Annotated in this window: 21 protein-coding genes; 10 read left to right on the top strand and 11 right to left on the bottom strand. The window is 69.7% G+C overall.

The features are described from left to right. The first annotated feature begins 99 nt into the window (after window positions 1-99). A complete protein-coding gene (locus tag OHU35_RS34660; RefSeq protein ID WP_189726291.1) occupies window positions 100-1668 on the top strand; it encodes a CocE/NonD family hydrolase in 1569 nt (522 codons plus the stop codon). Window positions 1669-1891: 223 nt separating this feature from the next. Here the strand turns inward: OHU35_RS34660 and OHU35_RS34655 are convergent, their stop codons facing one another. Next, a complete protein-coding gene (locus OHU35_RS34655) occupies window positions 1892-2635 on the bottom strand; it encodes an amino acid ABC transporter ATP-binding protein (RefSeq protein WP_189726292.1) in 744 nt (247 codons plus the stop codon). 140 nt (window positions 2636-2775) lie between these two features. Further along, complete coding sequence (locus tag OHU35_RS34650; RefSeq protein WP_184588678.1) at window positions 2776-3183, bottom strand: DUF6278 family protein; 408 nt, start codon at window positions 3181-3183, stop codon at window positions 2776-2778. Between the two features lie 219 nt (window positions 3184-3402). Between OHU35_RS34650 and OHU35_RS34645 the strand changes: the two genes are divergently transcribed. Continuing rightward, window positions 3403-5163, top strand: coding sequence for an SGNH/GDSL hydrolase family protein (locus OHU35_RS34645; RefSeq protein ID WP_189726293.1), 1761 nt, complete (start codon window positions 3403-3405; stop codon window positions 5161-5163). A gap of 51 nt (window positions 5164-5214) precedes the next feature. On the opposite strand, the gene OHU35_RS34640 is transcribed toward OHU35_RS34645, so the two are convergent. The 4 genes from OHU35_RS34640 to OHU35_RS34625 all read right to left on the bottom strand — a co-directional run bounded on the left by OHU35_RS34640 (window position 5215) and on the right by OHU35_RS34625 (window position 9215). Continuing rightward, the gene (locus tag OHU35_RS34640) at window positions 5215-5994 is read right to left on the bottom strand and encodes an exodeoxyribonuclease III (RefSeq protein WP_189726294.1); all 780 of its coding nucleotides are present in this window, start codon (window positions 5992-5994) and stop codon (window positions 5215-5217) included. Between the two features lie 83 nt (window positions 5995-6077). After that, a complete protein-coding gene (locus OHU35_RS34635) occupies window positions 6078-6713 on the bottom strand; it encodes an MBL fold metallo-hydrolase (protein WP_189726295.1) in 636 nt (211 codons plus the stop codon). A 33-nt stretch (window positions 6714-6746) separates the two neighbouring features. Then, window positions 6747-8051, bottom strand: coding sequence for a 4-carboxymuconolactone decarboxylase (pcaC, locus tag OHU35_RS34630; RefSeq protein ID WP_189726296.1), 1305 nt, complete (start codon window positions 8049-8051; stop codon window positions 6747-6749). A 456-nt stretch (window positions 8052-8507) separates the two neighbouring features. Then, window positions 8508-9215, bottom strand: coding sequence for a tyrosine-type recombinase/integrase (locus OHU35_RS34625; protein ID WP_359887944.1), 708 nt, complete (start codon window positions 9213-9215; stop codon window positions 8508-8510). 429 nt (window positions 9216-9644) lie between these two features. On the opposite strand from OHU35_RS34625, the gene OHU35_RS34620 reads away from it, so the two are divergent. Both OHU35_RS34620 and OHU35_RS34615 read left to right on the top strand, forming a co-directional pair. Further along, on the top strand, window positions 9645-11081 hold the full coding sequence (locus tag OHU35_RS34620; protein ID WP_405508100.1) for a carboxylesterase family protein: 1437 nt from the start codon (window positions 9645-9647) through the stop codon (window positions 11079-11081). Window positions 11082-11154: 73 nt separating this feature from the next. Next, window positions 11155-12177: an alcohol dehydrogenase catalytic domain-containing protein gene (locus tag OHU35_RS34615; RefSeq protein ID WP_189726298.1), complete on the top strand. Its 1023-nt coding sequence runs from the start codon at window positions 11155-11157 to the stop codon at window positions 12175-12177. Between the two features lie 83 nt (window positions 12178-12260). On the opposite strand, the gene OHU35_RS34610 is transcribed toward OHU35_RS34615, so the two are convergent. After that, complete coding sequence (locus tag OHU35_RS34610) at window positions 12261-12884, bottom strand: TetR family transcriptional regulator (RefSeq protein ID WP_405508098.1); 624 nt, start codon at window positions 12882-12884, stop codon at window positions 12261-12263. A gap of 125 nt (window positions 12885-13009) precedes the next feature. Between OHU35_RS34610 and OHU35_RS34605 the strand changes: the two genes are divergently transcribed. After that, window positions 13010-14002 (top strand): aldo/keto reductase, encoded by a 993-nt coding sequence (locus OHU35_RS34605; RefSeq protein ID WP_189721242.1) that lies wholly within the window; start codon window positions 13010-13012, stop codon window positions 14000-14002. A gap of 55 nt (window positions 14003-14057) precedes the next feature. On the opposite strand, the gene OHU35_RS34600 is transcribed toward OHU35_RS34605, so the two are convergent. After that, complete coding sequence (locus OHU35_RS34600) at window positions 14058-14990, bottom strand: AraC family transcriptional regulator (protein WP_229872747.1); 933 nt, start codon at window positions 14988-14990, stop codon at window positions 14058-14060. Between the two features lie 88 nt (window positions 14991-15078). On the opposite strand from OHU35_RS34600, the gene OHU35_RS34595 reads away from it, so the two are divergent. The 3 genes from OHU35_RS34595 (at window position 15079) to OHU35_RS34585 (ending at window position 17253) form a co-directional block, all read left to right on the top strand. Beyond that, the gene (locus OHU35_RS34595) at window positions 15079-15474 is read left to right on the top strand and encodes an MmcQ/YjbR family DNA-binding protein (RefSeq protein WP_189721246.1); all 396 of its coding nucleotides are present in this window, start codon (window positions 15079-15081) and stop codon (window positions 15472-15474) included. Further along, window positions 15471-15839 (top strand): MmcQ/YjbR family DNA-binding protein, encoded by a 369-nt coding sequence (locus OHU35_RS34590; protein WP_405508096.1) that lies wholly within the window; start codon window positions 15471-15473, stop codon window positions 15837-15839. Before OHU35_RS34595 ends, OHU35_RS34590 begins: the two co-directional genes overlap by 4 nt. 100 nt (window positions 15840-15939) lie before the next feature. Then, window positions 15940-17253 carry a replication-associated recombination protein A gene (locus tag OHU35_RS34585; RefSeq protein ID WP_189721250.1) on the top strand — a complete coding sequence of 438 codons (1314 nt, stop codon included), beginning with the start codon at window positions 15940-15942 and terminating at the stop codon, window positions 17251-17253. A 235-nt stretch (window positions 17254-17488) separates the two neighbouring features. Here the strand turns inward: OHU35_RS34585 and OHU35_RS34580 are convergent, their stop codons facing one another. Together OHU35_RS34580 and OHU35_RS34575 are read right to left on the bottom strand one after the other, a co-directional pair. Continuing rightward, window positions 17489-18166, bottom strand: coding sequence for a class I SAM-dependent methyltransferase (locus OHU35_RS34580; protein WP_405508094.1), 678 nt, complete (start codon window positions 18164-18166; stop codon window positions 17489-17491). Window positions 18167-18698: 532 nt separating this feature from the next. Next, the gene (locus tag OHU35_RS34575; protein WP_405508093.1) at window positions 18699-18962 is read right to left on the bottom strand and encodes a hypothetical protein; all 264 of its coding nucleotides are present in this window, start codon (window positions 18960-18962) and stop codon (window positions 18699-18701) included. Window positions 18963-19402: 440 nt separating this feature from the next. Here OHU35_RS34575 and OHU35_RS34570 point away from each other — a divergent pair, with 440 nt between their 5' ends. Beyond that, complete coding sequence (locus tag OHU35_RS34570; protein ID WP_405508091.1) at window positions 19403-20254, top strand: YihY/virulence factor BrkB family protein; 852 nt, start codon at window positions 19403-19405, stop codon at window positions 20252-20254. 746 nt (window positions 20255-21000) lie between these two features. After that, window positions 21001-22686 (top strand): ribonuclease J, encoded by a 1686-nt coding sequence (locus tag OHU35_RS34565; protein WP_189593230.1) that lies wholly within the window; start codon window positions 21001-21003, stop codon window positions 22684-22686. 297 nt (window positions 22687-22983) lie between these two features. Here the strand turns inward: OHU35_RS34565 and OHU35_RS34560 are convergent, their stop codons facing one another. Then, a complete protein-coding gene (locus OHU35_RS34560) occupies window positions 22984-23766 on the bottom strand; it encodes a hemolysin III family protein (RefSeq protein ID WP_372498746.1) in 783 nt (260 codons plus the stop codon). Window positions 23767-23958: the final 192 nt, after the last annotated feature.

Raw genomic sequence — 23958 nt, 5'->3', positions numbered from 1 at the left:
CAATCGTTACTGGCACGTAACTTACCGACGGGTTACCACTGGTAAGGGCGCGAGGTTACCGTCTGGTCACTTTGCACTTACACGAGTGAGGAGTGACCCGTGGGACACACCCGCAAGGCCCTGCGCACCACCGCCGTAGGCGCCGTCTCGGCCACCCTGGTCGCCGGCACAGCCCTCGGACTCGCCCCCACCGCACAGGCGGCGCCGAACCCCGTCCGCTTCGTCGACATCACCGGCGACGGCGGCACCGTCCTCAAGGCCAACGTCGTCACCCCGGCCGGGGCCGACGGCACGCACCGCTACCCGCTGCTCGTCATGCCCACGAGCTGGGGCCTGCCCCAGGTCGAGTATCTGGCCCAGGCGCAGAAACTCGCCGACTCCGGGTACGTCGTGGTCACGTACAACGTGCGCGGCTTCTGGCAGTCGGGCGGCGAGATAGAAGTAGCGGGCCCACCCGACATCGCCGACGCGTCGAAGGTCATCGACTGGGCGCTCGCCCACACCCCCTCGGACGCCGGGCACATCGGCATGGCGGGCGTCTCCTACGGCGCCGGCATCAGTCTGCTCACCGCCGCGCAGGACAAGCGGGTCAAGGCGGTCGCGTCACTGAGCGGCTGGGCGGACCTGATCGACTCCATCTACGCCGGACGCACCCAGCACCTCCAGGCGTCCGCCCTGCTGGACGGCGCGAGCATCGTCACGGGCCGGCAGAGCGCCGAACTCCGGCAGACCTTCGACGACTTCTACAGTTCCAACCTGGCGAAGGAGCCGGAGCTCATCGCCTGGGGGAAGAAACGTTCCGCTGCGACCTATGTCGACCAGATCAACAAGAACGGCGCGGCGATCATGCTCGCCAACGCCTGGGGCGACACGATCTTCCCGCCCAACCAGTACGCCGACTTCTACGAGAAGCTGACCGGCCCGAAGCGGCTGGAGATGCGGCCCGGAGACCACGCCACGGCCGAGCTGACCGGCCTGTTCGGGCTGCCCAACGACGTGTGGAAGGACACCGCGCGCTGGTTCGACCACTACCTCAGGGGCGAGGACAACGGCATCGACCGTGAGCAGCCCGTCCAGCTCAAGTCCCGTTCCTCGGGCGGCTACGAGGGCTACCCGGACTGGAAGTCGGTCGCCGCGACCGACCGGAAGATCTCCCTCGCCGGCACGACCACGATCCGCGCGAACGTGAACTCGGGGGCGGACGGCGGAGTCGTGTTCCTGTCCAGCATCCTCGACCAGGTGGCCCAGCTGCCCCCGATGGCCTCGATCCCGCTGCTCCCCCGCCGCTGGGCGGCCGTGTGGCAGTCGGAGAAGTACGCGCAGGCCCAACAGGTGCGCGGCACCGCGAAGTTGCACACGACCCTCACCCCGACCAAGGAGAGCGGCACCCTCGTCGCCTACCTCTACGACGTGGGGCCGCTCGGCCTCGGCAAGCTGGTCTCCAACGCGCCGTACACCTTCCACGGGCGCACCCCCGGAAAGCCGTTCGGCGTCGACCTGGAGCTGTACTCCACGGCCTACGACGTCCCGGCCGGGCATCGCCTCGCCCTGGTCGTCGACACGGTCGACCCGCTCTACATCGAGCACAACCCGTCCGGCGCGCAGCTGACCTTCTCCTCGCCTGCGAACGACCCGTCGTACGTGTCGGTCCCGCTGCGCGAGCAGTGATCTCCGGCTGCCGCCGGACGGGCCTGGCCGATGTGAACCGCCGCCCCCGTGGCCGGAAGGGCCGTGGGGGCCACACCCGGCGGGAACGTCCCGCGGACCGGGCGGGCGGTCTGCTCACCCCTGACGGGATCGGCGGATTTCGGCGAAGTCCCCCTCTCCGACAGGGATGAAGGGCACATCGTAGTCGAGGTCCGATCCGATGAGCCGTCCGGTGCCTGCCCGTTCAGTGCTTGAGGATCTTGGAGAGGAAGTCCTTGGCGCGGTCGCTGGTGGGGTTGGTGAAGAACTCGTCAGGGGTGCGGTCCTCGACGATCCCGCCGTCGGCCATGAAGACGACGCGGTTGGCGGCCGAGCGGGCGAAGCCCATCTCGTGCGTGACGACGATCATGGTCATGCCGTCGCGGGCCAGTTGTTTCATGACCTCCAGCACCTCGTTGATCATCTCCGGGTCGAGGGCCGAGGTCGGCTCGTCGAAGAGCATCGCCTTGGGCTCCATGGCCAGGGCGCGGGCGATGGCCACGCGCTGCTGCTGGCCGCCGGAGAGCTGTGCCGGGTACTTGTCCGCCTGGTCGGCGACGCCGACCCGGTCGAGGAGTTCCCGGGAGCGCTTGTCGGCGTCCTCCTTCTTGCGCCCGCGCACCTTGATCTGCCCCAGGGAGAGGTTCTGCAGGACGGTCTTGTGGGCGAAGAGGTTGAACGCCTGGAAGACCATGCCGACGTCGGCGCGCAGCCGGGCCAGGGGCTTGCCCTCCTCGGGCAGCGGCTGTCCGTCGAGGACGATCGTCCCCGACTCGATGGTCTCCAGCCGGTTGATCGCCCGGCACAGTGTCGACTTTCCCGACCCCGAGGGGCCGATGACCACGACCACCTCCCCCTTGCCGACGGTGAGGTTGATGTCCCGCAGGACATGCAGCTCCCCGAAGTGCTTGTTGACGTCACGCAGCTCGATCAGCGGATCTACGGCCATACTCAGCCCTACTCACTCTCAGCTGTGTGGTGGTTGCCGCAACGTATCCAGGCAAGATCGGACTTGTCGGGCGACACGCACTTTTCGATCATTAGCCGTATTTACATCGCACTTTGGCTCAAAGGGTACGCTCATGGGCCTCACGCCTCCGCGACCTCGGCGTACAGCTGCGACAGCTCGGGCACACCGTACGCGGCCCACTCGTGCCCGGAGTCGACGACGTCGAACTCCCTGCCGGAGGTGAGCCGCACGACGGGCTGGCCGTCGGAACGGATCTCCCAGGCGGCTCCCGGCACGGTGCGCACGATGACGGTGCCCAGGTAGAGCCCGGCGTCGTTGCCGAGCCAGGCCAGGGTCTCCTCGTCGTCCCGCCAGCGCGGCAGCAGCTGGTCCAGCGCCTCCAGCGAGGCCGCCGAGTCGTCCAGCCGGACCCCCGCCCGGGACGCCTGGGAGCGGAGCAGTTCGCACTCGGCGAGCAGGTCCGCGATGCCCGCGGGGTCGGGGAACCCGACCTTCTGGCGCCGGTTGCCCAGGAAAGGGATGTTCATACGTCCAGCGTGTCATTCGTACCGCCGTACGCACCACAGGCGCGCGGGCCTTCGATGACGGTCGAGTTCACGCCGAGTTCGCGCATGGCGCGTTGACGAGTCCCTGTTGTCTCTCTAGCTTCACCGTGCGTCTTGTGTCTCGGCGTTCATGGTGTCTTCTGTTCCGTCCCTGCGTTCGGTGTTGTCGCGTCGTGTGTCGATGAGCGGGAGGAGTCGGCCGTGCGCCGATGTGTCCGGGGGGTCCTGGTCGTCCTGACCCTGTGCGGGTCGTTGTTGTCGGCGGTGTCGGCGCAGGCCGTCGAGGAGAGACGGGCCGCGCCGGTGCCGCTTGAGCGGCTGTTCGACAACATCGCCGTCAGCGACGACAGCCGGCCCGCGGCGGCCGACTTCGACGGCGCCGGCGCCTCCCTGTCGGCGCGGGACCTCACGGCCGCGGGCTGGGCGCCCGGTCGCACCCTGACCGTCCAGGGGGCCCGGCTGACCTGGCCGCGGCGGGATCCGGGCGAGCCGGACAACGTCCGCGCCGCCGGACAGGACGTCCGTGTCACGGGGCGTGGGGACGCCCTCGCCTTCCTGGTGGCGGGCACGGCCGGCACGGAGGCGGGCGGCCCCGGCACGGTCACGTACGCGAACGGCACTCGCTCCGGCTACCGGCTGACCGCGCCCGACTGGCGCACCGGGCCGCTCGCCACGAAGGCGGTGGCCCTGCCGCACATCAACACGCCCGGCGGGCAACTCGCCGAGCAGGCCCGCCTGTACGTCGTGACGGTGCCGCTGACGCCGGGGCGCGAGCTCGCCTCGGTCCGGCTGCCGCGCGCCGCCGGACTGCACGTCTTCGCGGTGTCGGTACGGACCGCCACGCAGGGCTGGACGGGCAGCTGGACGACGTCGACGGGCGGCTACGCGGCCGTGGGGCCCTGGACGGACCGGACGCTGCGGCTGGTGGTGCGCACGTCGGCGGGCGGGCCCCGGGTGCGGATGCGGTTCGACAACACCTTCGCGGCGGCCCCGGTACGGATCGGCGGCGCGACGGTCGCCGTGCAGGCCTCGGGCGCGGCGGCACGCGGGACGCCGGTGCCGCTGTCCTTCGCCGGTGAGGAAGGCGTGGAGATCCCGGCCGGGGCCCAGGCGTACAGCGATCCGCTGGGCTTCGCGGTGCCGTCGGACGCCAACCTGCTGGTGAGCTTCCATCTGCCCGGCGCGGTGCCGGCGGCGCCCCTGCACCGGCTCGCGCAGCAGCGGTCGTACGTCAGCGAGCCCGGCGACCACGCGGCGGACGGCACCGCCGGGGCGTACACCTCGGTGATCACCAGCTGGCCGCTGCTCGCCGGGGTCGATGTGAGCGGCGGGCCCGGGTCGGTGGTGCTGCTCGGGGACTCGATCACCGACGGCGACAAGTCCACGGTGGACGCGAACCGGCGGTGGCCGAACGTGCTGGCCACGCGGCTGCTGCGGCAGAGCGCCGTGCCGCGCTACGGGGTGCTGAACCAGGGCGTCTCGGGCAATCGTGTGGTCACCGACCGGTATCCGGGCGACGGGGTGTCCACGGACACGGCCGGGGTGAGTGCCCTGCACCGGTTCGACCGGGACGTCCTCGCCCAGCCGTCGGCGCGTACGGCGATCGTCTTCGAGGGCGTCAACGACGTGCGCTGGGGCACCTCGGCGGAGCAGGTGATCGCAGGGCTGCGGGAGCTGGCGGCGCGCGGGCACGCCCGGGGGCTCAGGATGCTCGCGGCGACGATCCTGCCGTGCGAGGGCGAGACGCGGTGCACGGCAGCCGTCGACGCCGAGCGGGTCGCGGTGAACGAGTGGATCCGCGAAGGCGGTGTCTTCGACGGGGTGCTCGACTTCGACGCCGTCGTACGCGACCCGGCCGACCCCGCGCGGATGCTGCCCGCGTACGACAGCGGCGACCACCTGCACCCCGGGGACGCGGGGCTGGCGGCGCTGGCGGAGTCGGTGGACCTGCGGATGCTGTGAGCTGGTCGTTTTGCGGCCGCTGTGAGCCGGTCACCTCGCGGCCGCTGTGGGCTACACGTCCAGGTCGACCACGACCGGCGCGTGGTCCGACGCGCCCTTGCCCTTGCGCTCCTCGCGGTCGACGTACGCGTCCTTGACCGCGTTCGTGAACGGCGCGTTGGCGTACACCAGGTCGATGCGCATGCCGCGGTTCTTCGGGAAGCAGAGCTGGCGGTAGTCCCAGTACGTGAAGGGGTGCTCGTACTTCAGGGGCCGTGGGACCACGTCCGACAGGCCCGCCTCGCGCAGGGAGGCCAGGGCGGCGCGCTCGGCGGCGGTGACGTGGGTCGCGCCCTCGAAGGCCGCGCGGTCGTAGACGTCGTCGTCCGTCGGCGCCACGTTGTAGTCGCCCATCACCGCGAAGGGGCGGCCGCCGGCCGCGTCACCGGCGACGGCGGCCTTGAGGGCCTCGAACCACTGGAGCTTGTAGGCGTAGTGCGGGTGGTCCACCTCGCGGCCGTTCGGCACGTACACCGACCAGACGCGGAGCGGGCCGCAGGTCGCCGAGATGGCGCGGGGCTCCACCGAGCCGTCGAACCCGGGGTCGCCGGGCAGGCCCTTGACCACGTCCTCGATGCCGACGCGGGAGAGCACCGCCACGCCGTTCCACCGGCCGGTCGCGTGGACCGCCGACTCGTAGCCCAGCTCGCGCAGCTGCTCCGCGGGGAACTGCTCCTCGGCGACCTTGGCCTCCTGGAGGCACAACACGTCCGTGCCGCTGCTCTCCAGCCAGGCCAGGAGCCTCGGCAGGCGGGCGGTGATCGAGTTCACGTTCCAGGTCGCGATGCGCATGTCCCACAACCTACCCGGAGGGTCTGACAACGCCGTCCCGGCCTCGGAGGCCGACGCTCGGAGGCCGGCCTCAGAGGTCGGCCTCAGAGGTCGGCCGACGCCCCGGGGGTGAGGCGCAGGTGTTCCGCCCCGGCCAGGTTGCCGATCTGACGGTCGTAGATCGGGCGCGCGAGGTCGGTGAGGAGGGCGTCGTGGATGTCGTAGGCGCGCTGTGGCCGAACCTCGCGGACGTAGTCGATGACCTCGGAGATCTTGCTCCACGGGGCCATGACCGGGAGCATCAGCGTCTCCACCGGGTGGTCGGGGACGGTGAGGGCGTCGCCGGGGTGGAAGACCTTGCCGCCGTCGACGAGGTAACCGATGTTGGTGATGCGCGGGATGTCCGGGTGGATCACCGCGTGGAGTTCGCCGTGGACCTGGACGTCGAAGCCCGCGGCGGTGAAGGTGTCGCCGTGGCCGACGGTGTGGACCCGGCCGGGGAAGGCGGACGAGATCTTCTCCGCGACCGAGCGCAGGGTCCAGATCTCCGCGGCCGGGTTGTTCTCCATCGCGGCGCGCAGCCGGAACTCGTCGAAGTGGTCGGGGTGCTCGTGGGTGACGAGGATCGCGTCCGCGCCGAGCGCGGCGTCCTCCTCGCTGAACCCGCCGGGGTCCAGGACGAGGGTCCGGCCGTCCTTCTCGAGGCGGACGCAGGCGTGCGACATCTTCGTGAGCTTCATGACTCCATCCTGCCTCCCGGGTCGCGCGCGCCCTCACTCCTGGGGCGTGGTCTCCTCGCGGATGACCTGCTGGGCGACCTTGAACGCGCTGTTCGCGGCCGGGACGCCGCAGTAGACGGCCGCCTGGAGCAGCACCTCCTTGATCTCGCCCGGGGTGAGGCCGTTGCGCAGGGCGGCCCGGGTGTGGAAGGCCAGCTCGTCCAGATGACCGCCGGCGACCAGGGCGGTGAGGGTGACGCAGCTGCGGGTGCGCCGGTCGAGCCCGGGGCGGTCCCAGACCTCGCCCCAGGCGTAGCGGGTGATGAACTCCTGGAAGTCCCCGGAGAAGTCGTCGGCCTGCGCCAGCGCCCGGTCGACGTGCGCGTCGCCCAGCACCTCGCGGCGGACCTTGATCCCGGCGTCGTACGGGTCGGGCCGCCCCTGGCCCTGGGGTGCCACGACCGGGGCGATCTCGGCGACGGGCCCGGTCTGGAGGGGCTGCGGTGGTGCCGGGGACAGGACCGGCTTGAGGGCGGCCGCGGGCAGGGCCGTCTGGCCGGTGGAGGTCTCGAAGGCGGGCTGCCAGGCGGTGGAGAAGTGCCGCACCAGGAGGTCGGTGACCGCCGCGGGCTGCTCCACCGGCACCAGGTGGGAGGCGCCGGGGACGACGGCGAGGCGGGCGTCCGGGATGCCGGCGACCAGGGTGCGGGCCTCGGCGGGGCCGGTGACCTGGTCGTCCGAGCCGACGAGGACCAGGGTCGGTACGCCGACGCGCCCCAGTTCGGCACGGACGTCGAACGAGGCGAGCGCCTCGCAGGCGGCGATGTAGCAGCCGGGGTCGGTGGTGCGGACCATCTGCACGGCCCACTCGGTGATCGCGGGCTGCGCGGCGGCGAACCCGCCGGTGAACCAGCGCTCGGGCGACGTGCGGGCGATGGGGTCGAGGCCGTTCGTGCGGACGATCACGCCTCTCTGCCGGAACTCGTCGGCCGTGCCGAAGCGGGGCGAGGCCGCGATCAGCGCCAGGGAGGCGAGCCGCTCGGGGTGGCGCAGGGCCAGCTGGATGCCGACCGCGCCGCCGAGCGCGCAGCCCGCGTAGCCGAAGCGCTGCACGCCGAGCCCTTCGAGGGTGGCCAGCAGCCGTGTGGTGAGGTCGTTGACCGAGCCCGCCGGGTACGCGGGAGCGCCGCCGTGTCCCGGCAGGTCGAACCGGAAGACGCGCCAGTGCTTGATCAGCTCGGGGATCTGGCGGTCCCACATGTGCCATGTGGTACCCAGTGAGGGACCCAGGATCAGGACGGGAGCGTCTTCTGGCCCGTCAAAGCGGTATTGCAGGGTGTTCGGTGGTGTCTCGCTCACCCGTCTGAGCCTCTCATCTGTCACGAGATGTCACATCGCCGGGGTGGACCTAGCGGGCCTTGCCCCGCTCCGGTCCTGCCAACGAGAACCCAGGTATACATTCCCCGGCATGTACTTGTGGCCGTGTCGGCAGTGGGCCCTCCGGGCGCGTGCCCTCCTTCAGTCGCTACGAGCAACGCTTTCCTCTTTGATCACGGCCTCCAGGCGGTTCAGGAAGCAGCATCGAGTGTGGTGGCACGAACGAAGCTCGGCGTGATCCACATGGAAACCTTCCGAAATCCCCCCAACAGCAGCTTAATCACCACACGGTGAACGCTTGGTAGAAGGCTTGGCCGTAGCCGGATGCTCTCAGTTGCCGCCACCGGTCCAAAACCAGCAAGCGGACTCCGAAGCCACTTCGCCCCGATCCTGCAGGCCATACGGCGCGTAAGTTGCTCGGCTCATAGTCCGCGTGGCTCACTCTTGCCCCTCTGCCGCACCCCCGTGCAGGCCATCCCAAGTGGTGGCGGCTCCGCGAAGATCTTCTACATCCGGCTTGACGTACCACCGCTTGGTCGTCTTTACGTTCGTATGTCCGGCCCATCGCGCGAGGATGTGGTCCGGGACGCCGTTGTTGGCCAGGAAGGTGAAGCACGACGAGCGTGCGTCGTAGAGCCTGACGCGACGGAGCCCGAGAAGCTCCATAAGCCGGTACGCGCGTCGGCGAAGTTGCTTGATCGTGAAGGCGTCGCCCGCCTCATGCGCCAGCACGTAGCCCGACACCGTGTACGCCTCCCCCAGAGCGAGCCTCTCCTCGGCTTGGAGAGCCCGGAATGCCTTGAGGGCTCCCAGCACCAGCGCCGGCAGCGGCACGCGAACGCCCTGGGCGGCACGAACAGACCACGCCGACGCCTTCCCATGAAGAATCCCTTCACCTCGCGCCAGGGCCTGGCCCACCGCATCACCCAAGAGGCCCTCAAAGGCACGCAAGTCCGCACGCTTGCCAAGCGCTACAACCTCCACTGCGGGGACATCCGCTTGGCCCTGGAGATCCCACGCCTGACCGCCACCGAGTCGGGTCAACTGGGCGACCTCATCACAGGCGGACTCCCCGACCTGATCGAGAGCATGATCAGCAGAGGGCTCAACGGTAGGCAGATCTGGACAGACCTCATGGACCACCACGACTACTTGGTCACCTACCGCAGCATTCGGCACTACATCAGATACACGCGACTTCGAACGGCGTCAGCACGAGTAGGGAACCCAGAGGCGCAGACAGCGGCCCCAGCCGCCTCTCCCTGAAGCGGTGAAGTACGAGCCCCATACCCGAGCCGCATGCATAGGTCACGGCCGTCGTAGACAGCGACGCCACCGAGCCTGCACGGGGCGGCGACGCTGAGGGGCAGCGGAGTGCCGCCCGGGGCGGCAGGGACGCAGGAGCCGTGGATGACGAAGAAGAGGAGCGCCAAAGTGTCACCTGGTGACCATCGGGTGACCGCTTCCGCCGGGCGATTTGTCGGATCCCGGGGAAGGATGGGAGGGCGCCACGGCGAGCAATCAGCCGCCGTGGCGCCCTCCCACATCACCCGAACCGCGCCGGAAGGACATGTCATGGCCGCCACCACACCCAAGGCTCCGACTGCACCAGGGGTACGGTCCTGGTGGGGAATCCCGTACGCCATCGCCGAGCGGTACCGCCGCCCCGTGGTCGCGGAGTTCGATCCGGACCTCCCCTATGACCGCAAGGACGTCGTCTCCGTCCAGCCCGACAGCGGTGACTGGCTCGAAGCGGACAGCGGGATGGGCGAGGACTGCCTGAACCTGAACGTGTGGGCTCCCGAGCAGCCGGCCAGGGAGGCGCTGCCGGTGGCCGTGTACATCCACGGCGGCGGATTCGAGTACGGCGCGAACACGCAGATCACCTCGAACGCTGCTGGCCTCGCCGCGACGGGGCGCGTGGTGGGCGTGTCGATCAACTACCGGCTCGGCGCCCTGGGCGCGCTCTCACTCTCGCAGTACGGCGGGCGGCTCGCCGAGGCCAGCAACCTCTTCCTGCAGGACGCCATCGCCGCGCTCATCTGGATCCAGCGGAACATCGCCCACTTCGGCGGCGATCCCGACAACGTCACCGTCTATGGCCACAGCGGCGGCGCCTATACCACCTTCGGGCTGCTCAGTGCCTCCTCCGCCAACGGCCTGTACCGGCGCCTGGCCGGGTTCTCCGGCGGGCCCGCCCGCTCCATCCCGGCCTGGTGGGCCGAGGAGCTTGCGCACCGGTTCGTCACGGAACTCGGTGTCGCAGACAACCCCGACAAGCTGATCGACCTCGACACGGCCTCCCTGGTGGCCGCCCTGAACAAGGTCGCCCCGACGGATCTCGGGGTCCGTGGCGGGGTGGACAACCAGGCCACCGGCGTCGTCCTGGACATCGGACAGCCCGGCGCGGTGGTGCACGCCCACCCCATGGACGTCCTGGCCTCGGGCGCGCACCGCGGTGTCGACGTGCTGCTGAGCATGGCCAGCGACGACATGGGCTGGTGGGTGGCGAACGACCTCGACCGGTTCGACCCGCACACGCTCGACCGCGTCACCGACGAGGTCGCGGGGTGGCGCATTTCCCGCTCCCGCGCCAAGAAGATAGTCCATGCCTACGACCAGGGCGGCCGTACCCCGGCCGAGGTTCGCGCCGCGCTCATGGCGGACTACCTATTCGCGCTCCCCGCCGCCCGCGGTGCCCTGGCCCACGCCTCCGCGGGCGGCAACGCCCATCTCCTGGTGATCGGGCCCGCCGAGGGCGCGCCCGCCGTACACGGCACCGAGATGTACGCCCTGGTCGGCCAGGAAAAGCCGGGCCGCAGTGCCGAGCAGGACGAGCGTGACACGCGTATCCGCGACATCCTGCTCGACTTCGTAACCGGCGAGCAGTCCCGTCTGTGGCCCGCCGTCACGGACCGTCCGACCTCGGAAAGCGTCGGCAACCCTCCCTTCGAGGCGAGCGCCCACTACCAGGCGGCCCTCGGCCTGTGGGAGGGCATCGACCGTCCCTGACGGCCATCGGGCAATACGGACATGCGGAACAGCACAGAGCCACCCGGGGACGAACACGGTAAAGGAGCTGGGTATGAGCCAAGGGACAGCAGCCGGCGACGCCGCACCGGCGACGATGCGGGCCGTCGTCGTCACCCGGCCCGGCGGCCTGGACGCACTGGAGATCAAGGATGTGCCGGTGCCCGTACGTAAGCCCGGCTGGGTGCGGATCCAGATGAAGGCGTTCGGCGTCAACGAGTCCGAGATCACCACCCGCAAGGGCGAGTCGGATGCAGAGGTCACCTACCCGCGCGTTCCCGGCATCGAGGGCGTCGGCGTGGTCGACGAGACCGACGAGGCCAGCGGACTGCGGCCGGGACAGCAGGTGGCAACCATGATGGGCAACATGGGCCGCTCCTTCGACGGCTCGTACGCCCAGTACGTGACCGTCCCCACGGCGCAGGTCATCCCATTCGAGACCAGCCTGCCGTGGGACCTCGTCGGCGCCCTGCCGGAGATGTTCCAGACCGCCTACGGCTCCCTCGCCACCGGCCTGGGCCTACGGGCGGGGCAGACGCTGCTGATCCGCGGAGGCACCTCCACAGTCGGGCTGAGCGCGGCCACCATCGCGAAGGACCTCGGAGCCACCGTGCTGTCCACCACCCGCAGCCCGGACCGGGCCGGGGAACTCACGGCCGTGGGCGTCGACCATCCCCTCGTCGACAACGGCACCATCGCCGACCAGGTGCGCGAGCTGATGCCGGACGGCGTCGACGCCGCACTGGAACTGGTGGGCTGCTCAGTCCTCGCCGAGACCCTCCGCACCGTCCGCCGCCACGGCACCGTCTGCTTCACCGGAGCCCTGGCGGGGCAATGGACGATCCCCGACTTCACCCCGTTCATAATCCCCAGCGGGGTGCGGCTGACCAGCTACGCGGGCGAGGCCGCCGACCTGCCGGCCGACGTCTTCGCCCACCAGCTCCAGGCCATCGCCGCGGGGAGCCTCAAGGTCCCGGTCGCGAAGGTCTACCACGGCCTGGAACAGGTCCGTGATGCCCAGGCCGACCTCGAGTCCGGCACCACGCCGGGCAAACACGTCGTCGTCCTGGACGACTGAGCCCGGATCCCTCGACTTGAGCGGCAAGAGCGGTCGGCGCCGTCACGGATTGTTCGCGCAGGGCGGCCGCCGGTCCGGGGGCCTCAGTGCGCTCGGGGGAATAGCTGCTCGACTGCGGTCACCACCGCGGCGCGGCGGGCGGCGGTGGTGGGGTCCACGGCGTGTGCGGCGGCGGCCTCGCTGAGTTCGGGTTGCGACGCCCAGGTCATGGCGATCTGGTTGACCAGGGCGAGGACGTCGGCCGGGTCCCAGGCGGGGTCGAGTTGTCCAGCCTGCTGCACCCGGCGGAGCTGGTCGATTTTGCGGGCGATCACTGCCTGGTCGGGATCGTCGGCACCGGCTGTGGTGCCCGGCAGTTCGAGGCGGCCCCAGGTGATCAGGCGGTGGTGGTCCGGTCGGGCGACGAAGTAGTCGAACAGCCGGCCCGCGTAGCCAGGGAGGTCGGACGGGTCCATCTGGGTGGCCTCGGCGATGACGACATACTCCCGTGCCGCGACAGCGGCATAGAGCGCGTCTTTGCTGCGGAAGTAGGCGTAGACGCGTTCTTTGCTGGTCTTGGCGAGCTTGGCGATGCGGTCCACGCGGGCGCCGGCGATGCCGTGGCGGGCGAAGTCCTCCATGGCGGCGGTAAGGATGCGCTCGCGCGTGGTGTCGCCGCCGGAGGCGGTGGGCGCTGCGGTCTGGCCTGAGTCGCGGGACGGGGACATAACCCGAGGATAAGGCACCGAACCGTTCGGTTTGGCATCCGGGCGATTGGCGCGTAGTGTCAAACAGAACAGTTCGGTTTGGCCTCTGTGGGTGAAGCCGACGAAACACTGAGGGAGTGAACTCAATGCAGCACCGCAATCTGGGCTCTCAGGGTCTGCGCGTCTCGGCGCTCGGCCTGGGGATCATGGGGATGTCCATGGGCTACGGCGCCTCGAACGACGACGAGGGCATCGCGACCATCCGCCGTGCCCACGAAGTCGGGATCGACTTCTTCGACACCGCCGAGCTGTACGGCGCCGGTACCGGCAGCAACGAGATCCTCCTGGGCAAGGCGGTCAAGGACTTCCGCGACGAGGTGGTCCTCGCCACCAAGTTCGGCTTCGACATGACCGCCCCGCTGCACAGCCCCGGCTTCGACAGCCGCCCGGAAAACATCCGCAAGGTCGCCGAGAACAGCCTGCGCTACCTGCAGAGCGAGCACATCGACCTCTTCTACCAGCACATCTCCGACCCCGCCGTACCGGTCGAGGAAGTCGCCGGCGTGGTCGGCGACCTGATCGCCGAGGGCAAGGTGAAGCACTTCGGCCTGAGCAACGTCGGCCCCCAGTACATCCGCCGCGCCCACGCCGTAACCCCGGTCTCCGTGCTCCAGTACGAGTACTCGCTCTTCGAGCGGGAGGTCGAGGAGAAGATCCTTCCCGTTCTGCGGGAACTCGGCATCGGCCTGGTGCCCTACTCCCCGCTCGGCCGCGGCTTCCTCGCCGGCCAGGTCAAGCCCGCGAGCGAGTACCCGGCGGACGACATGCGCAGCTGGGACGAGCGCTGGCAGGGCGAGAACTACACGTACAACGTGCGCGCCATCGAACAGCTCAAGAATCTGGCCGCCACCAAGCGCATCACTACCGCTCAACTCGCGCTGGCCTGGCTGCTCGCCCAGGGCGAGGACATCGCGCCCATCCCCGGCACCCGCAGCACCAAGCGCCTCGAGGAGAACGCAGGCGCCGCCGACGTCCAGCTCTCCGCCGCCGATCTGGCCCGCATCACCGAGATCCTTCCCCACGGCTCGGCCGGCAGTCGCTACCCCGCTGCGCTGCTGTCCAGCTTCACCACGGACTGACCACGCCGGGAGCCATCGCCTCCTGACGGGCAAGGGGCCTGCGCCGCGTTTTCCATCACGCGTCGGTCCTCACTGCGCGGGCCGCGAAGGCGGCCGGGGTGAGACCGGTGCGGTCGCGGAAGAAGCGGCCGAAGTTCGCGGGATCGGTGAAGCCAAGGTGGCCGGCCACGGATCGGGCATCCCAACGGGCGCTGCCCAGCAGGCGCCGGGCTTCGAGCAGGCGCCGCTCGTCGATGAGCTCGCGTACTCCCTTGCCGGTGGCGTCCCGGGCGGCGCGGCTGAGGGTGCGGACCGAGCAGCCGAGCAACTCGGCGTAGTCCGCGGCCCGGTGCAGTTCGCGGAAGTGCAGCTCCAGGGCGTCCGCGAACCGTCCGTAGGCGTCACCACGGCGCGTGCCAGCACTCCTGTCGGCGGTGGTGATCCCGGGGGCGTTGGCGAGGCGCAGCAGCAGCGATTCGAGCAGGCTGCGCCGCAGGGCGTGGTGGACGTCGAGGGGGCGGCGCCCGAGTGCGCGGTGTTCGTCCAGAAGCTGGAGTGCCGTCTGCTGGAGCCAGGCGGCGTCGTCGGGGTGCGGGCTCAGCACGGCAGGAGCCTCGTGTGCGGTGAGCGGGGCCAGCAGGCGGGCGATGTCGGGCCGCAGTACATCCGGTTCGAACAGGATGAACGGGCCGCGGGCGGTGCCGGGCGGATGCCAGCACTGCGCGTGCCCCGGGCGCACCCACAGCCACTGGCCGGGGACGATGGTCCAGGTGAGGTGGTCGACGTCGTGCCGCAGCTCGCCCTCGGTGACGGCGATGAGGTAGTGGAAGGTGGCGCGGCCCGGACGTGCCGGGTTCCACGGCCAGTCGTCATGCTGGGCGAAGAAGTCCTCGACGGTGCTCACCTCAAGGCCGTACGGGGTGCCGACCGGGGGCTGGAAACCGTACAACGGGACCGCGGCCGGCCCGGCCTGTCCGCTCCGGCTGAGGTGTCGCTTGTCGACCATCACGTGTCCGCAGCCTACTGCCCTCTTTGTCAGCTTCAAAGGAAGAATCGGGGGTGCCGCCGGGACCACCTCGTGAGGAAGGCAACGCCCCATGAACGGAACGACCCTGCACAAGACCGCCGCCGACTGCGCCGAGGAGCTTCCCGGAGCCCAGCTGGAGCATCCCTTCGGCGACGTCTGGGAGGTCTTCAAGGTGCGCGGCAAAGTGTTCATGCTGATGACAGAGGTCCCGGGACGCCCCGTCGTGATCCTCAAGGCGGACCCCGGCGAGGCCCACGCCCTGCGGGAGCAGTACAGCCACATCACCCCCGGCTACCACATGAACAAGAAGCACTGGATCACCCTGGAGGGCGGGGACGACGTCGACAAGGAACTCGTCGACGAGCTCGTCACCGATTCATACCGACTCGTCGTCGCTCACCTGCCCAAGGCCGAGCGGCCAGTCGACCCGCACACCTACGGCAGCCGCATGCGGGCGGCCCGGTGAGCGCGGCCGGCGACCGCCTCCAGGACACCGCCCGCCACGCGGCCCTCGCGCTGCCCGGGACGGACCACGGCTACCCGTTCACCAAGCACCTGGACGTGTACAAGGTCGCGGGCAAGGTGTTCCTGATCGTCACCGACGACCCGGACGAGCAGATCATCACGGTCAAGTGCGAGCCGGAACACGCCCGCGCGCACGTGCACGGCTATGCCTCGATCACACCGGGCCGCTACCTCGACAAACGGCACTGGATCTCGCTCGGACCGGGCCCCGGCATCACCAAGCGGCTGGTCACCAACGCAGTCGAGGATTCCTACGACCTGGCCGTCGAGCGGCTGCCCGGGCGCGGCCTCCCCCGTACCCGATGAGCGCCGCGAGCGCGCCCACGAGCCGCTGAGCCCGCGCCTGTCAGTGCCCCGTGCAAGGCTCGCCACGCCCGCACACCTCCGCCTGCGATCCGAGAGACCGATGGAACCGACCGAAGCGACCCTGCCGCTCTTCGACGAGGAGCCCGCCCGGCCACTCGCCGACCGCCTGCGTCCCACTCAATTGGAAGACGTCGTCGGGCAAGACCACCTCCTGGCCCCGGACGCCCCACTGGGTCGCATGGTCGCGTCGCAGCGCCTCGGCTCCGCCATCCTGTGGGGCCCGCCCGGCGTGGGGAAAACGACCATCGCCCGCCTCCTCGCGGACGGCAGCAACCTGGCCTTCGAACCGGTGTCGGCCACCTTCTCCGGCGTGGCCGACCTGCGCAAGGTCTTCGCCGCCGCGCGCAGCCGGCGCACCATCGGCCAGGGCACCCTGCTGTTCGTCGATGAGATCCACCGCTTCAACCGCGCCCAGCAGGACAGCTTCCTGCCCTACGTCGAGGACGGCACGATCTCCCTGATCGGCGCCACCACGGAGAACCCGAGCTTCGAACTCAACGGCGCCCTCCTCTCCCGCGCCCAGGTCCTCGTCCTCAAACGCCTCGATGAAGCCGCCCTGTCCACACTCCTCGACCGCGCCGAAGACCTCACCGGCCACCGGCTGCCCCTGGACGACGACGCCCGCCGCGCCCTGATCGCCATGGCCGACGGCGACGGCCGCTACCTCCTCAACATGGCCGAACAGCTCCAGGCCCTCCCGGACCCCGGCATCCCCCTGGACACCGCCGCGCTCGCCCACCACATCCAGCAGCGCGCCCCGCTGTACGACAAGGCGCAGGAGGGCCACTACAACCTGATCTCCGCGCTCCACAAGTCGATGCGCGGCTCCGACCCGGACGCGGCCCTGTACTGGCTGGCCCGCATGCTCGACGGCGGCGAGGACCCCCTGTTCGTGGCCCGCCGCCTGGTCCGCTTCGCGAACGAAGACGTCGGCATCGCCGACCCGCACGCCGTCCAGCAGGCCCTCGCCGCCTGGGACGTGTACGAGCGACTCGGCTCCCCCGAGGGCGAGTTGGCGATCGCCCAAGCGGTCGTCTACCTCGCCACGGCCCCCAAGTCCATCGCCATCTACCGCGGCTTCAACGCGGCCCACCGCTCCGCCCGCCGCACCGGCTCACTCATGCCGCCCGCCCACATACTCAACGCCCCGACCCGGCTGATGAAGGACCTCGGCTACGGCAAGGACTACCAGTACGACCCCGACACCACCGACGGCTTCTCCGGCGCCGACTACTTCCCCGACGGCATGGACCACGAGACGTACTACCAGCCCACCCGCAACGGTTACGAAGCCCAGATCACCGAACGCCTGCGCCACTGGGCCGTTCTGCGTGCCCGCCTGCAACGCGGCTGACCCGGACAGGTGGGCAGCGCCCAGAGTCAGCACACGGCAGATGTCGTGCACCATCCGCATCCAGCATTCGCTCCGACACAATGATCCAGGCTTTCGACCGCCGGGTTGACATCCAATCCAGTCGACGCAGGCCAGCGCGCTGCGCGCGACTAACTTCGTTGTCGAAGGACACGAACTGTCCGTTCTCAACGAACTCAGTCGCCGTTGTCCCGTCTCTATCGATCTGGTCTCTGTCTCAGGTGTTCTGGTCCGATTCGCCTGGGCCGGCGGTAGTCAGCGGTTCTGCGATGCCGATGAAGTTCCCGGCCATGGGCCGGATGCGGACCGACCACCCCTGCGCTGTGAGGTCGTCCGTAAGCGTCTGGCCATCGTGGAATACCTTCACGATGCGGTACTGGCTGCCGTCGTCGAGCCGGCGAAGCGCCGTCGGGGTCGGCTGGTCCGCGAGGACTTCCTCGTAGGCGGCTGCGGCGGGGCCGTCGTCGATGAAGATCGCTTTGCCGCCCGGCGCTAGCGCGGTGGCGACGGTGTTCCAGAAGTCGGGCAACCGTGTCGGCGGGACGTGGGAGAGCCAGAAGGCGAAGAACACGGTGTCGTAGCGTCGTGGTGGCTGCCACTGGAACAGGTCGGCCTCAAGGAACTGGACGGTGGGGGATGTGGTGCGCGCACGGGCGAGGGCCAGCACTTCGGGTGACGCGTCGACAGCCGTCACGGACTGCGCCCGAGCGGCGAGCCTCGGGGTCCATTGGCCCGTTCCGCAGGCCAACTCCAGTACGTCCCCGGTAATCGGGAGGTCATCGACGACAGTCAGTAACTCCTGCAGGGCTTCGTACTCTGCGTAGGGCCGGTCGTATTGGGCCGCTCCGGCCCGGTAGTAGGCCATCTGCTCTGTCAGCAGAGCGTCGTCGTCCATGCGGGTTCCTCTCGTCCGGGTTCGGGCAGAGCCGAACGCACTCAGTTCGTCGGCTTGGTCGCCACAGTCACGGTCGGCCTTGTCCTCTGGGCAAGGTCAAGTGTCTTGAGGCCGCGTCCGGTCGGCAGCCGGACCCGGGATGGCAGCACGGATGGCGACAGGCTCTGGACCAGGAGGAACTGCACCGGAAACGGCGGCTTCACCCCATTCCGCTGACACCCAACCCCCGCGCACGTTGACCTGCATGGTCCGCATGGCCCCCTCCCGCCAGGACGCGGCCAGGCCACACGCCGCACGTGCTCTCACCGCTGCCGCCAGAAGGCCTACCGCCAGCGGCGGTCAATTCGTTGAGCCTGGACCACATCAGCTGAGATTTCCGGCCTCTGGGCGTCTCAACAGATCTGGTCGTCACAGGTCACAGGGCTGGTCCGAGACCAGATCATTTGAGACGGGACAGCCGTCTCACCCAAGGCAGTCGTGGCCAGCGGCAGCTGTGCCTTGCCGCGATGGTTGTCACTTCGCAGTGGTGTTGTCACGGCTGCGACGAAGCCGCGTCGGCCTTCCTTGTCGTGAGACTCATCAACCCCAACGGACAGTGGAACAGGGTTGAGAGCGCCAGCGAGATACGGCTCACCGGGGCGGCTCCCGTGCCGTCCTGGCCGGCCGGTTCGAGTTCAGCGGCGTGCACTAGGGCGAGGAGGTCTCGGTGGCGGTAGAGGAACGTGCGGTCCACGCCGGCAAGGCGGGCGATGCCGGAGACGCTGATCGGCGAGCCGTTCCGGGCCGCCGTCTTCAAGGAGTTGATCACCGCTGCCGTCGGCGGTCGGTGTCGGTCGGGTTGGAAGGGTGCGGCTCAGCGAGTGCGAGCGCCGCCGCGCGCGGTTGGCGGGGCGGGAGCCGTGTGCGTGCTCCTGCTGGCGGCGCGGTTCGGCGCGGACGCCGCCCATGCCCCCGGGAACCAGACAGCGGTGTATTGCTCGATGGCGTCGCGAAGCCCGGTGAACTCAGCTCCCTCCCGCGGAGGTTGACCGGCGCGGTGGTACTTGTTGAAGGTGCCGTGAGTGGAATTGTTCAGGGGTCTGTTGCTTGCCACGTCGCGGCGGTGGAAGGTGCCGTGGTCCAGGAAGCTGAGGCTGACCGCATCGATCTCGCCGCGGTCCGGGTGGACGACCGCAAGGCGTAGACCGCCATAAGCTTGATGGTGGCCCCAGGACGAAGAGTGAGAGCATCCGCGTCATGGATGATGCAGACGGTCACACGGCTCGGTGGTGGGTGGCGTTGCGCCGGACGCCGGTGGCCGTCTGGAACGACGACGTCACGGACTGGGCCGCTGCGCTGACCTACTATGCGGTTCTGGCCCTGTTCCCGTTGCTGCTGGTGATCCTCTCGATCCTGGGTCTGACCATGCCCACGGCCAAGCCGGAGGTCATCAACCGCATGACGCAGGCGGCCCCGGCCGAGTCCCGCGCTCTGCTGCGCAGCACCCTGCGGCAGATGGTCGCCCAGCCGACGGCGGCATGGACGCTGATCTTCGTCGGAGGGGCGGGAGCCCTGTGGTCGGGATGCAGCTATCTGAGCGTCTTCCGCCGGGCGTTGTATTCCATGCATCGGATCAGCGCGGACCGGCCGGTCTGGCGTACCGCTCCGCGCATCATCGCCACCGCACTCGTCCTGAGCTCCCTGCTTCTGACGTCGACCCTGGCGTTGTTGCTCACCGGCGGCATGGCCCGGCGTCTGGGTCAGGCTCTGAGTCTGGGCACCGGGCCCCAGGCCACCTGGGACACGCTGCGGTGGCCGGTCGTGGCCGCCGTAGCCGTCACCTTGGTGCTCGTCCTGTACCGGTCAGGACCGGCGTCCTCCCGCCCTGTCCGGAGGATGGCGCCCGGCGGCACACTGGCGGTGGCGCTCCTGCTGACCGTCTCACTCGGATTCGCCGTCTACACCTCCCTGGTCAGCACCTATGACCGTCTGTACGGTTCACTGGCAGGCGTCGTGGTGTTCCTGGTCTGGCTGTGGCTCTCCAACCTGTCTCTCCTGATCGGCGCTCAGTTCAACGCAGAGCTGATGAAGCCTGCGCACGGGGAATGAGCCGGTCTTCTCGTACCTGCGGCTGACCGCCCGTACCCCTGGGGCCGGTTCGCTGCGGCCACGTGGGCAGTGGCGGCCTCTGGCCTCGCGCGGCGCGCCGTCCGCCGCCTGGACCGGCAGGGCACCGCAGGAGGCGAGTACCCCTCGCAGGCGGGGTAACCATCGCAGACCTGCCTGCGCTCCTGGACGACATTGAAAGGGGTGGCCTTCAGAGCACCTGACCAGCCCTGAGGACCTCGCTGCTGCGCCGTAGCCGAAGAGGCAACCTCCGACGGGCGTTCAGACTGCGAGGCGCACGGGACGCCGTCCCGGGTGCGGACCGGAAGCGGCGTGTGCGGGGACTTCCGTCCCGCCTTCCATCAACCTGGGCCAAGGCTTGTCTCGTAATGATCTTTCGATCGGAAGGTTGTGAGGCTTTGCCACACCGACTCGGGGCTTGATGCCGCGGGCAACCCGGTCCGCCACGGGCGCGCTCGCGGCACTGGCCGGCGCGGACGCGCTGCGACTGGCGTACGGCGCACTGGTGAGCCGGACCACCGGGGACGGCTGACCGGGCCCGCGGAGGACCGGAGTACAACGGTGCCCACGCCAGCCGCTGCACTCCGTCTGCGAGTGCGTGCCCGGGCCGTCCGCCGGCGTGATCCGATCGTCCCGGGGCATCCACTGCGGACGCCCCGCTCCGTCGGGAAGAAGAGATCACACAGGCAATGGATCATGCCGTCCCACTCTCCGGGTACCGTCGAGGTATGAGTCATCCGCACCCCGAGCTGAAAGCCGCCCCGCCCCTTCCCGAGGGAGGGCTGCGGGTCGTCGCCTTGGGCGGCCTGGGGGAGATCGGCCGCAACATGACCGTCTTCGAGTACGCCGGCAAGCTGCTCATCGTCGACTGCGGCGTGCTGTTCCCCGAGGAGACCCAGCCCGGCGTGGACGTGATCCTGCCGGACTTCACCTCGATCCGGGACCGGCTGGACGACATCGTGGCCGTGGTGCTCACCCACGGCCACGAGGACCACATCGGCGGCGTGCCCTATCTGCTGCGGGAGCGGAGGGACATCCCCCTCGTCGGCTCCAAGCTCACCCTCGCCTTCATCGAGGCCAAGCTCAAGGAACACGGCATCCGGCCGCGCACGGTGCGGGTGCGGGAGGGCGACCGGCGCGGCTTCGGCCCCTTCGACTGCGAGTTCGTGGCGGTCAACCACTCCATTCCGGACAGCCTCGCGGTCGCGATCCGCACCGGCGCCGGGATGGTGCTGCACACCGGCGACTTCAAGATGGACCAGTTCCCTCTCGACGACCGCATCACCGACCTGCGCGCCTTCGCCCGCCTCGGCGAGGAGGGTGTGGACCTGTTCCTCACCGACTCCACGAACGCCGAGGTCCCCGGCTTCACCACCTCCGAGCGTGAGCTGAACCCGGCGATCGAGCAGGTGATGCGCACCGCGCCGCGCCGGGTCATCGTCTCCAGCTTCGCCAGCCATGTGCACCGCATCCAGCAGGTCCTGGACGCCGCCCACGAGCACGGCCGCAAGGTCGCCTTCGTCGGCCGGTCGATGGTCCGCAATATGGGCATCGCCCGTGACCTGGGCTATCTGAAGGTCCCCTCCGGTCTGGTCGTGAGCACCAAGGAGCTGGAGAAGCTCCCCGACCACAAAGTCACCCTGGTGTGCACCGGCTCCCAGGGCGAACCGATGGCCGCGCTGTCACGGATGGCCAACCGCGACCACATGATCCGCATCGGCAAGGGCGACACCGTCCTGCTCGCCAGCTCCCTCATCCCCGGCAACGAGAACGCCATCTACCGGGTGATCAACGGACTCACCCGGTGGGGCGCCCACGTGGTCCACAAGGGCAACGCCAAGGTGCACGTCTCCGGGCACGCCAGCGCCGGCGAACTCGTCTACTGCTACAACATCGTCAAACCCCGCAATGTCATGCCCGTGCATGGCGAATGGCGCCACCTGCGGGCCAACGGCGACCTCGCCATCCGTACCGGCGTCGCCCCCGACCGGGTCGTCATCGCCGAGGACGGCGTCGTCGTCGACCTCGTCGACGGACGCGCGTCCATCACCGGCAAGGTCCCCGCCGGCAACGTCTACGTGGACGGCATGGAAGTCGGCGGCGCCACCGAAGCGTCCCTCAAGGACCGCCTCACCCTCGCCGCCGAAGGCGTGGTCACGGTGGTGGCGATCGTCGACGCGGACACCGGCGCCCTCGCCGAGGCCCCCGACTTCCTGGCCCGTGGCTTCGTCCACGACGACGCCACCTTCGAGCCGGTCGTCCCCGTCATCGAGAAGACCCTGGCCACCGCGGCCGAGGAAGGCGTCGGGGACGCCCGCCAACTCGAACAACTCCTCGCCCGCGCCGTGGCGAACTGGGCGTTCCGCACCCACCGCCGCAAGCCCCTCGTCATCCCCGTCATCATCGACGCCTGAACCACGGCCCGGCAGCACGGCGCCCGGTTCCGGTCGCGGCCCGCGGGCATCGAGGTCGGGCACGGGAGTCAGCAGCCACCCCAGGAGACCGGGGTGGCAACGCACTCCACATCGTCTTCCTCCCCGCTCCCCCCTTACCTCCTACGGAGCATCACCCCCTGGAGAGCAGCCAACTTGCAGGCCGGACGGCGGACGGCTTTCACGCGCGGGGCGATTGCGTCGGCGACCGCCCGGCCGTCGCGGTCCAGCACGCGGCGACGTGGGCGATGAGCGGCGGACCGGAACACTGTCGCGGGGTCAGTAAGTGGCGAGGGAGATGGCGGTGTAGTGCGCGGTGAAGGCCAGCACGGTCAGCGCATGGAAGACCTCGTGGAAGCCGAACCAGCGGGGTGCGGGGTCGGGCCGCTGGAGGGCGTAGACGACCGCGCCTGCGCTGTAGAGGAGACCGCCGGCCACGATGAGGACGACTACGGCTGCTCCGCCGGTGTGCAGGAAGTCGGGCAGGTAGCTGACCGGTGCCCACCCCAGGGCCAGGTAGCACGGGGTGTACAGCCAGCGCGGGGCTCCGACCCACAGGACCCGGAACGCGATGCCGGCCAACGCTCCCGTCCAGACGATCCACAGCAGCACGGACCGCTGATCCGGCGGGAGGAGGATCACGGCCAGGGGGGTGCAGGTGCCGGCGATGATCAGGAAGATGTTGGCGTGGTCGAGGCGTCGCAGAAGAGCCTCGCCGAGCGGTCCCCAGGTGCCGCGGTGGTAGATGGCGCTCGTCGCGAACAGCAGCCAGGCGGTGACCGAGTACACGGCGCAGGCCACGACCGCCTGCGGAGTACGGGCCAGGCAGATGAGCACGATGCCTGCGATCAGTGCGGCGGGGACCATTCCGGCATGGAGCCAGCCACGCAACCTCGGCTTGATCGGCTCGGCCAGGTCAGACACCCGCTCCACCAGAGCAGCAACCGAGTGAGCTCCCTCCCCCGCCTGGCCCTGTGATGGGTCGGGCAGCCCGTCTGCACGGCCCTCTCCACGCGCTGACACGACGTGACCACATTCGACTTCAGCGGCGTCGCGGGACACAGCTTCTCGTCCTCCCCCGGGCTCCTGGGTGTCGCTGGCAACCATGCGGTCATGCTAGGAAACCTCGCCCGGACACATGACGGGAGGTCGGTCCACAGCGACGTCGCCGGGCCCGGGGTGGTTCGCCGCCGTGTGAACTTCAGTCCCCTTGACGCTGCCGCCGATTGGGCTTGCCGAAGCCGAGTAGGACGG

It is taken from the genome of Streptomyces purpurascens (assembly GCF_045040895.1).
Lineage (GTDB): Bacteria > Actinomycetota > Actinomycetes > Streptomycetales > Streptomycetaceae > Streptomyces > Streptomyces purpurascens.
Note: the sequence above shows the minus strand (reverse complement) of the source record. Positions and strands in the feature narration are given on the sequence as shown.

Coding starts and splice junctions, on each gene's coding strand:
- OHU35_RS34655 (WP_189726292.1), bottom strand. CDS start 2,635: ATGGCCGTAGATCCGCTGATCGAGCTGCGTGACGTCAACAAGCACTTC.
- OHU35_RS34650 (WP_184588678.1), bottom strand. CDS start 3,183: ATGAACATCCCTTTCCTGGGCAACCGGCGCCAGAAGGTCGGGTTCCCC.
- OHU35_RS34640 (WP_189726294.1), bottom strand. CDS start 5,994: ATGCGCATCGCGACCTGGAACGTGAACTCGATCACCGCCCGCCTGCCG.
- OHU35_RS34635 (WP_189726295.1), bottom strand. CDS start 6,713: ATGAAGCTCACGAAGATGTCGCACGCCTGCGTCCGCCTCGAGAAGGAC.
- OHU35_RS34620 (WP_405508100.1), top strand. CDS start 9,645: ATGGCCGCCACCACACCCAAGGCTCCGACTGCACCAGGGGTACGGTCC.
- OHU35_RS34615 (WP_189726298.1), top strand. CDS start 11,155: ATGAGCCAAGGGACAGCAGCCGGCGACGCCGCACCGGCGACGATGCGG.
- OHU35_RS34610 (WP_405508098.1), bottom strand. CDS start 12,884: ATGTCCCCGTCCCGCGACTCAGGCCAGACCGCAGCGCCCACCGCCTCC.
- OHU35_RS34605 (WP_189721242.1), top strand. CDS start 13,010: ATGCAGCACCGCAATCTGGGCTCTCAGGGTCTGCGCGTCTCGGCGCTC.
- OHU35_RS34595 (WP_189721246.1), top strand. CDS start 15,079: ATGAACGGAACGACCCTGCACAAGACCGCCGCCGACTGCGCCGAGGAG.
- OHU35_RS34585 (WP_189721250.1), top strand. CDS start 15,940: ATGGAACCGACCGAAGCGACCCTGCCGCTCTTCGACGAGGAGCCCGCC.
- OHU35_RS34580 (WP_405508094.1), bottom strand. CDS start 18,166: ATGGACGACGACGCTCTGCTGACAGAGCAGATGGCCTACTACCGGGCC.
- OHU35_RS34570 (WP_405508091.1), top strand. CDS start 19,403: ATGGATGATGCAGACGGTCACACGGCTCGGTGGTGGGTGGCGTTGCGC.
- OHU35_RS34565 (WP_189593230.1), top strand. CDS start 21,001: ATGAGTCATCCGCACCCCGAGCTGAAAGCCGCCCCGCCCCTTCCCGAG.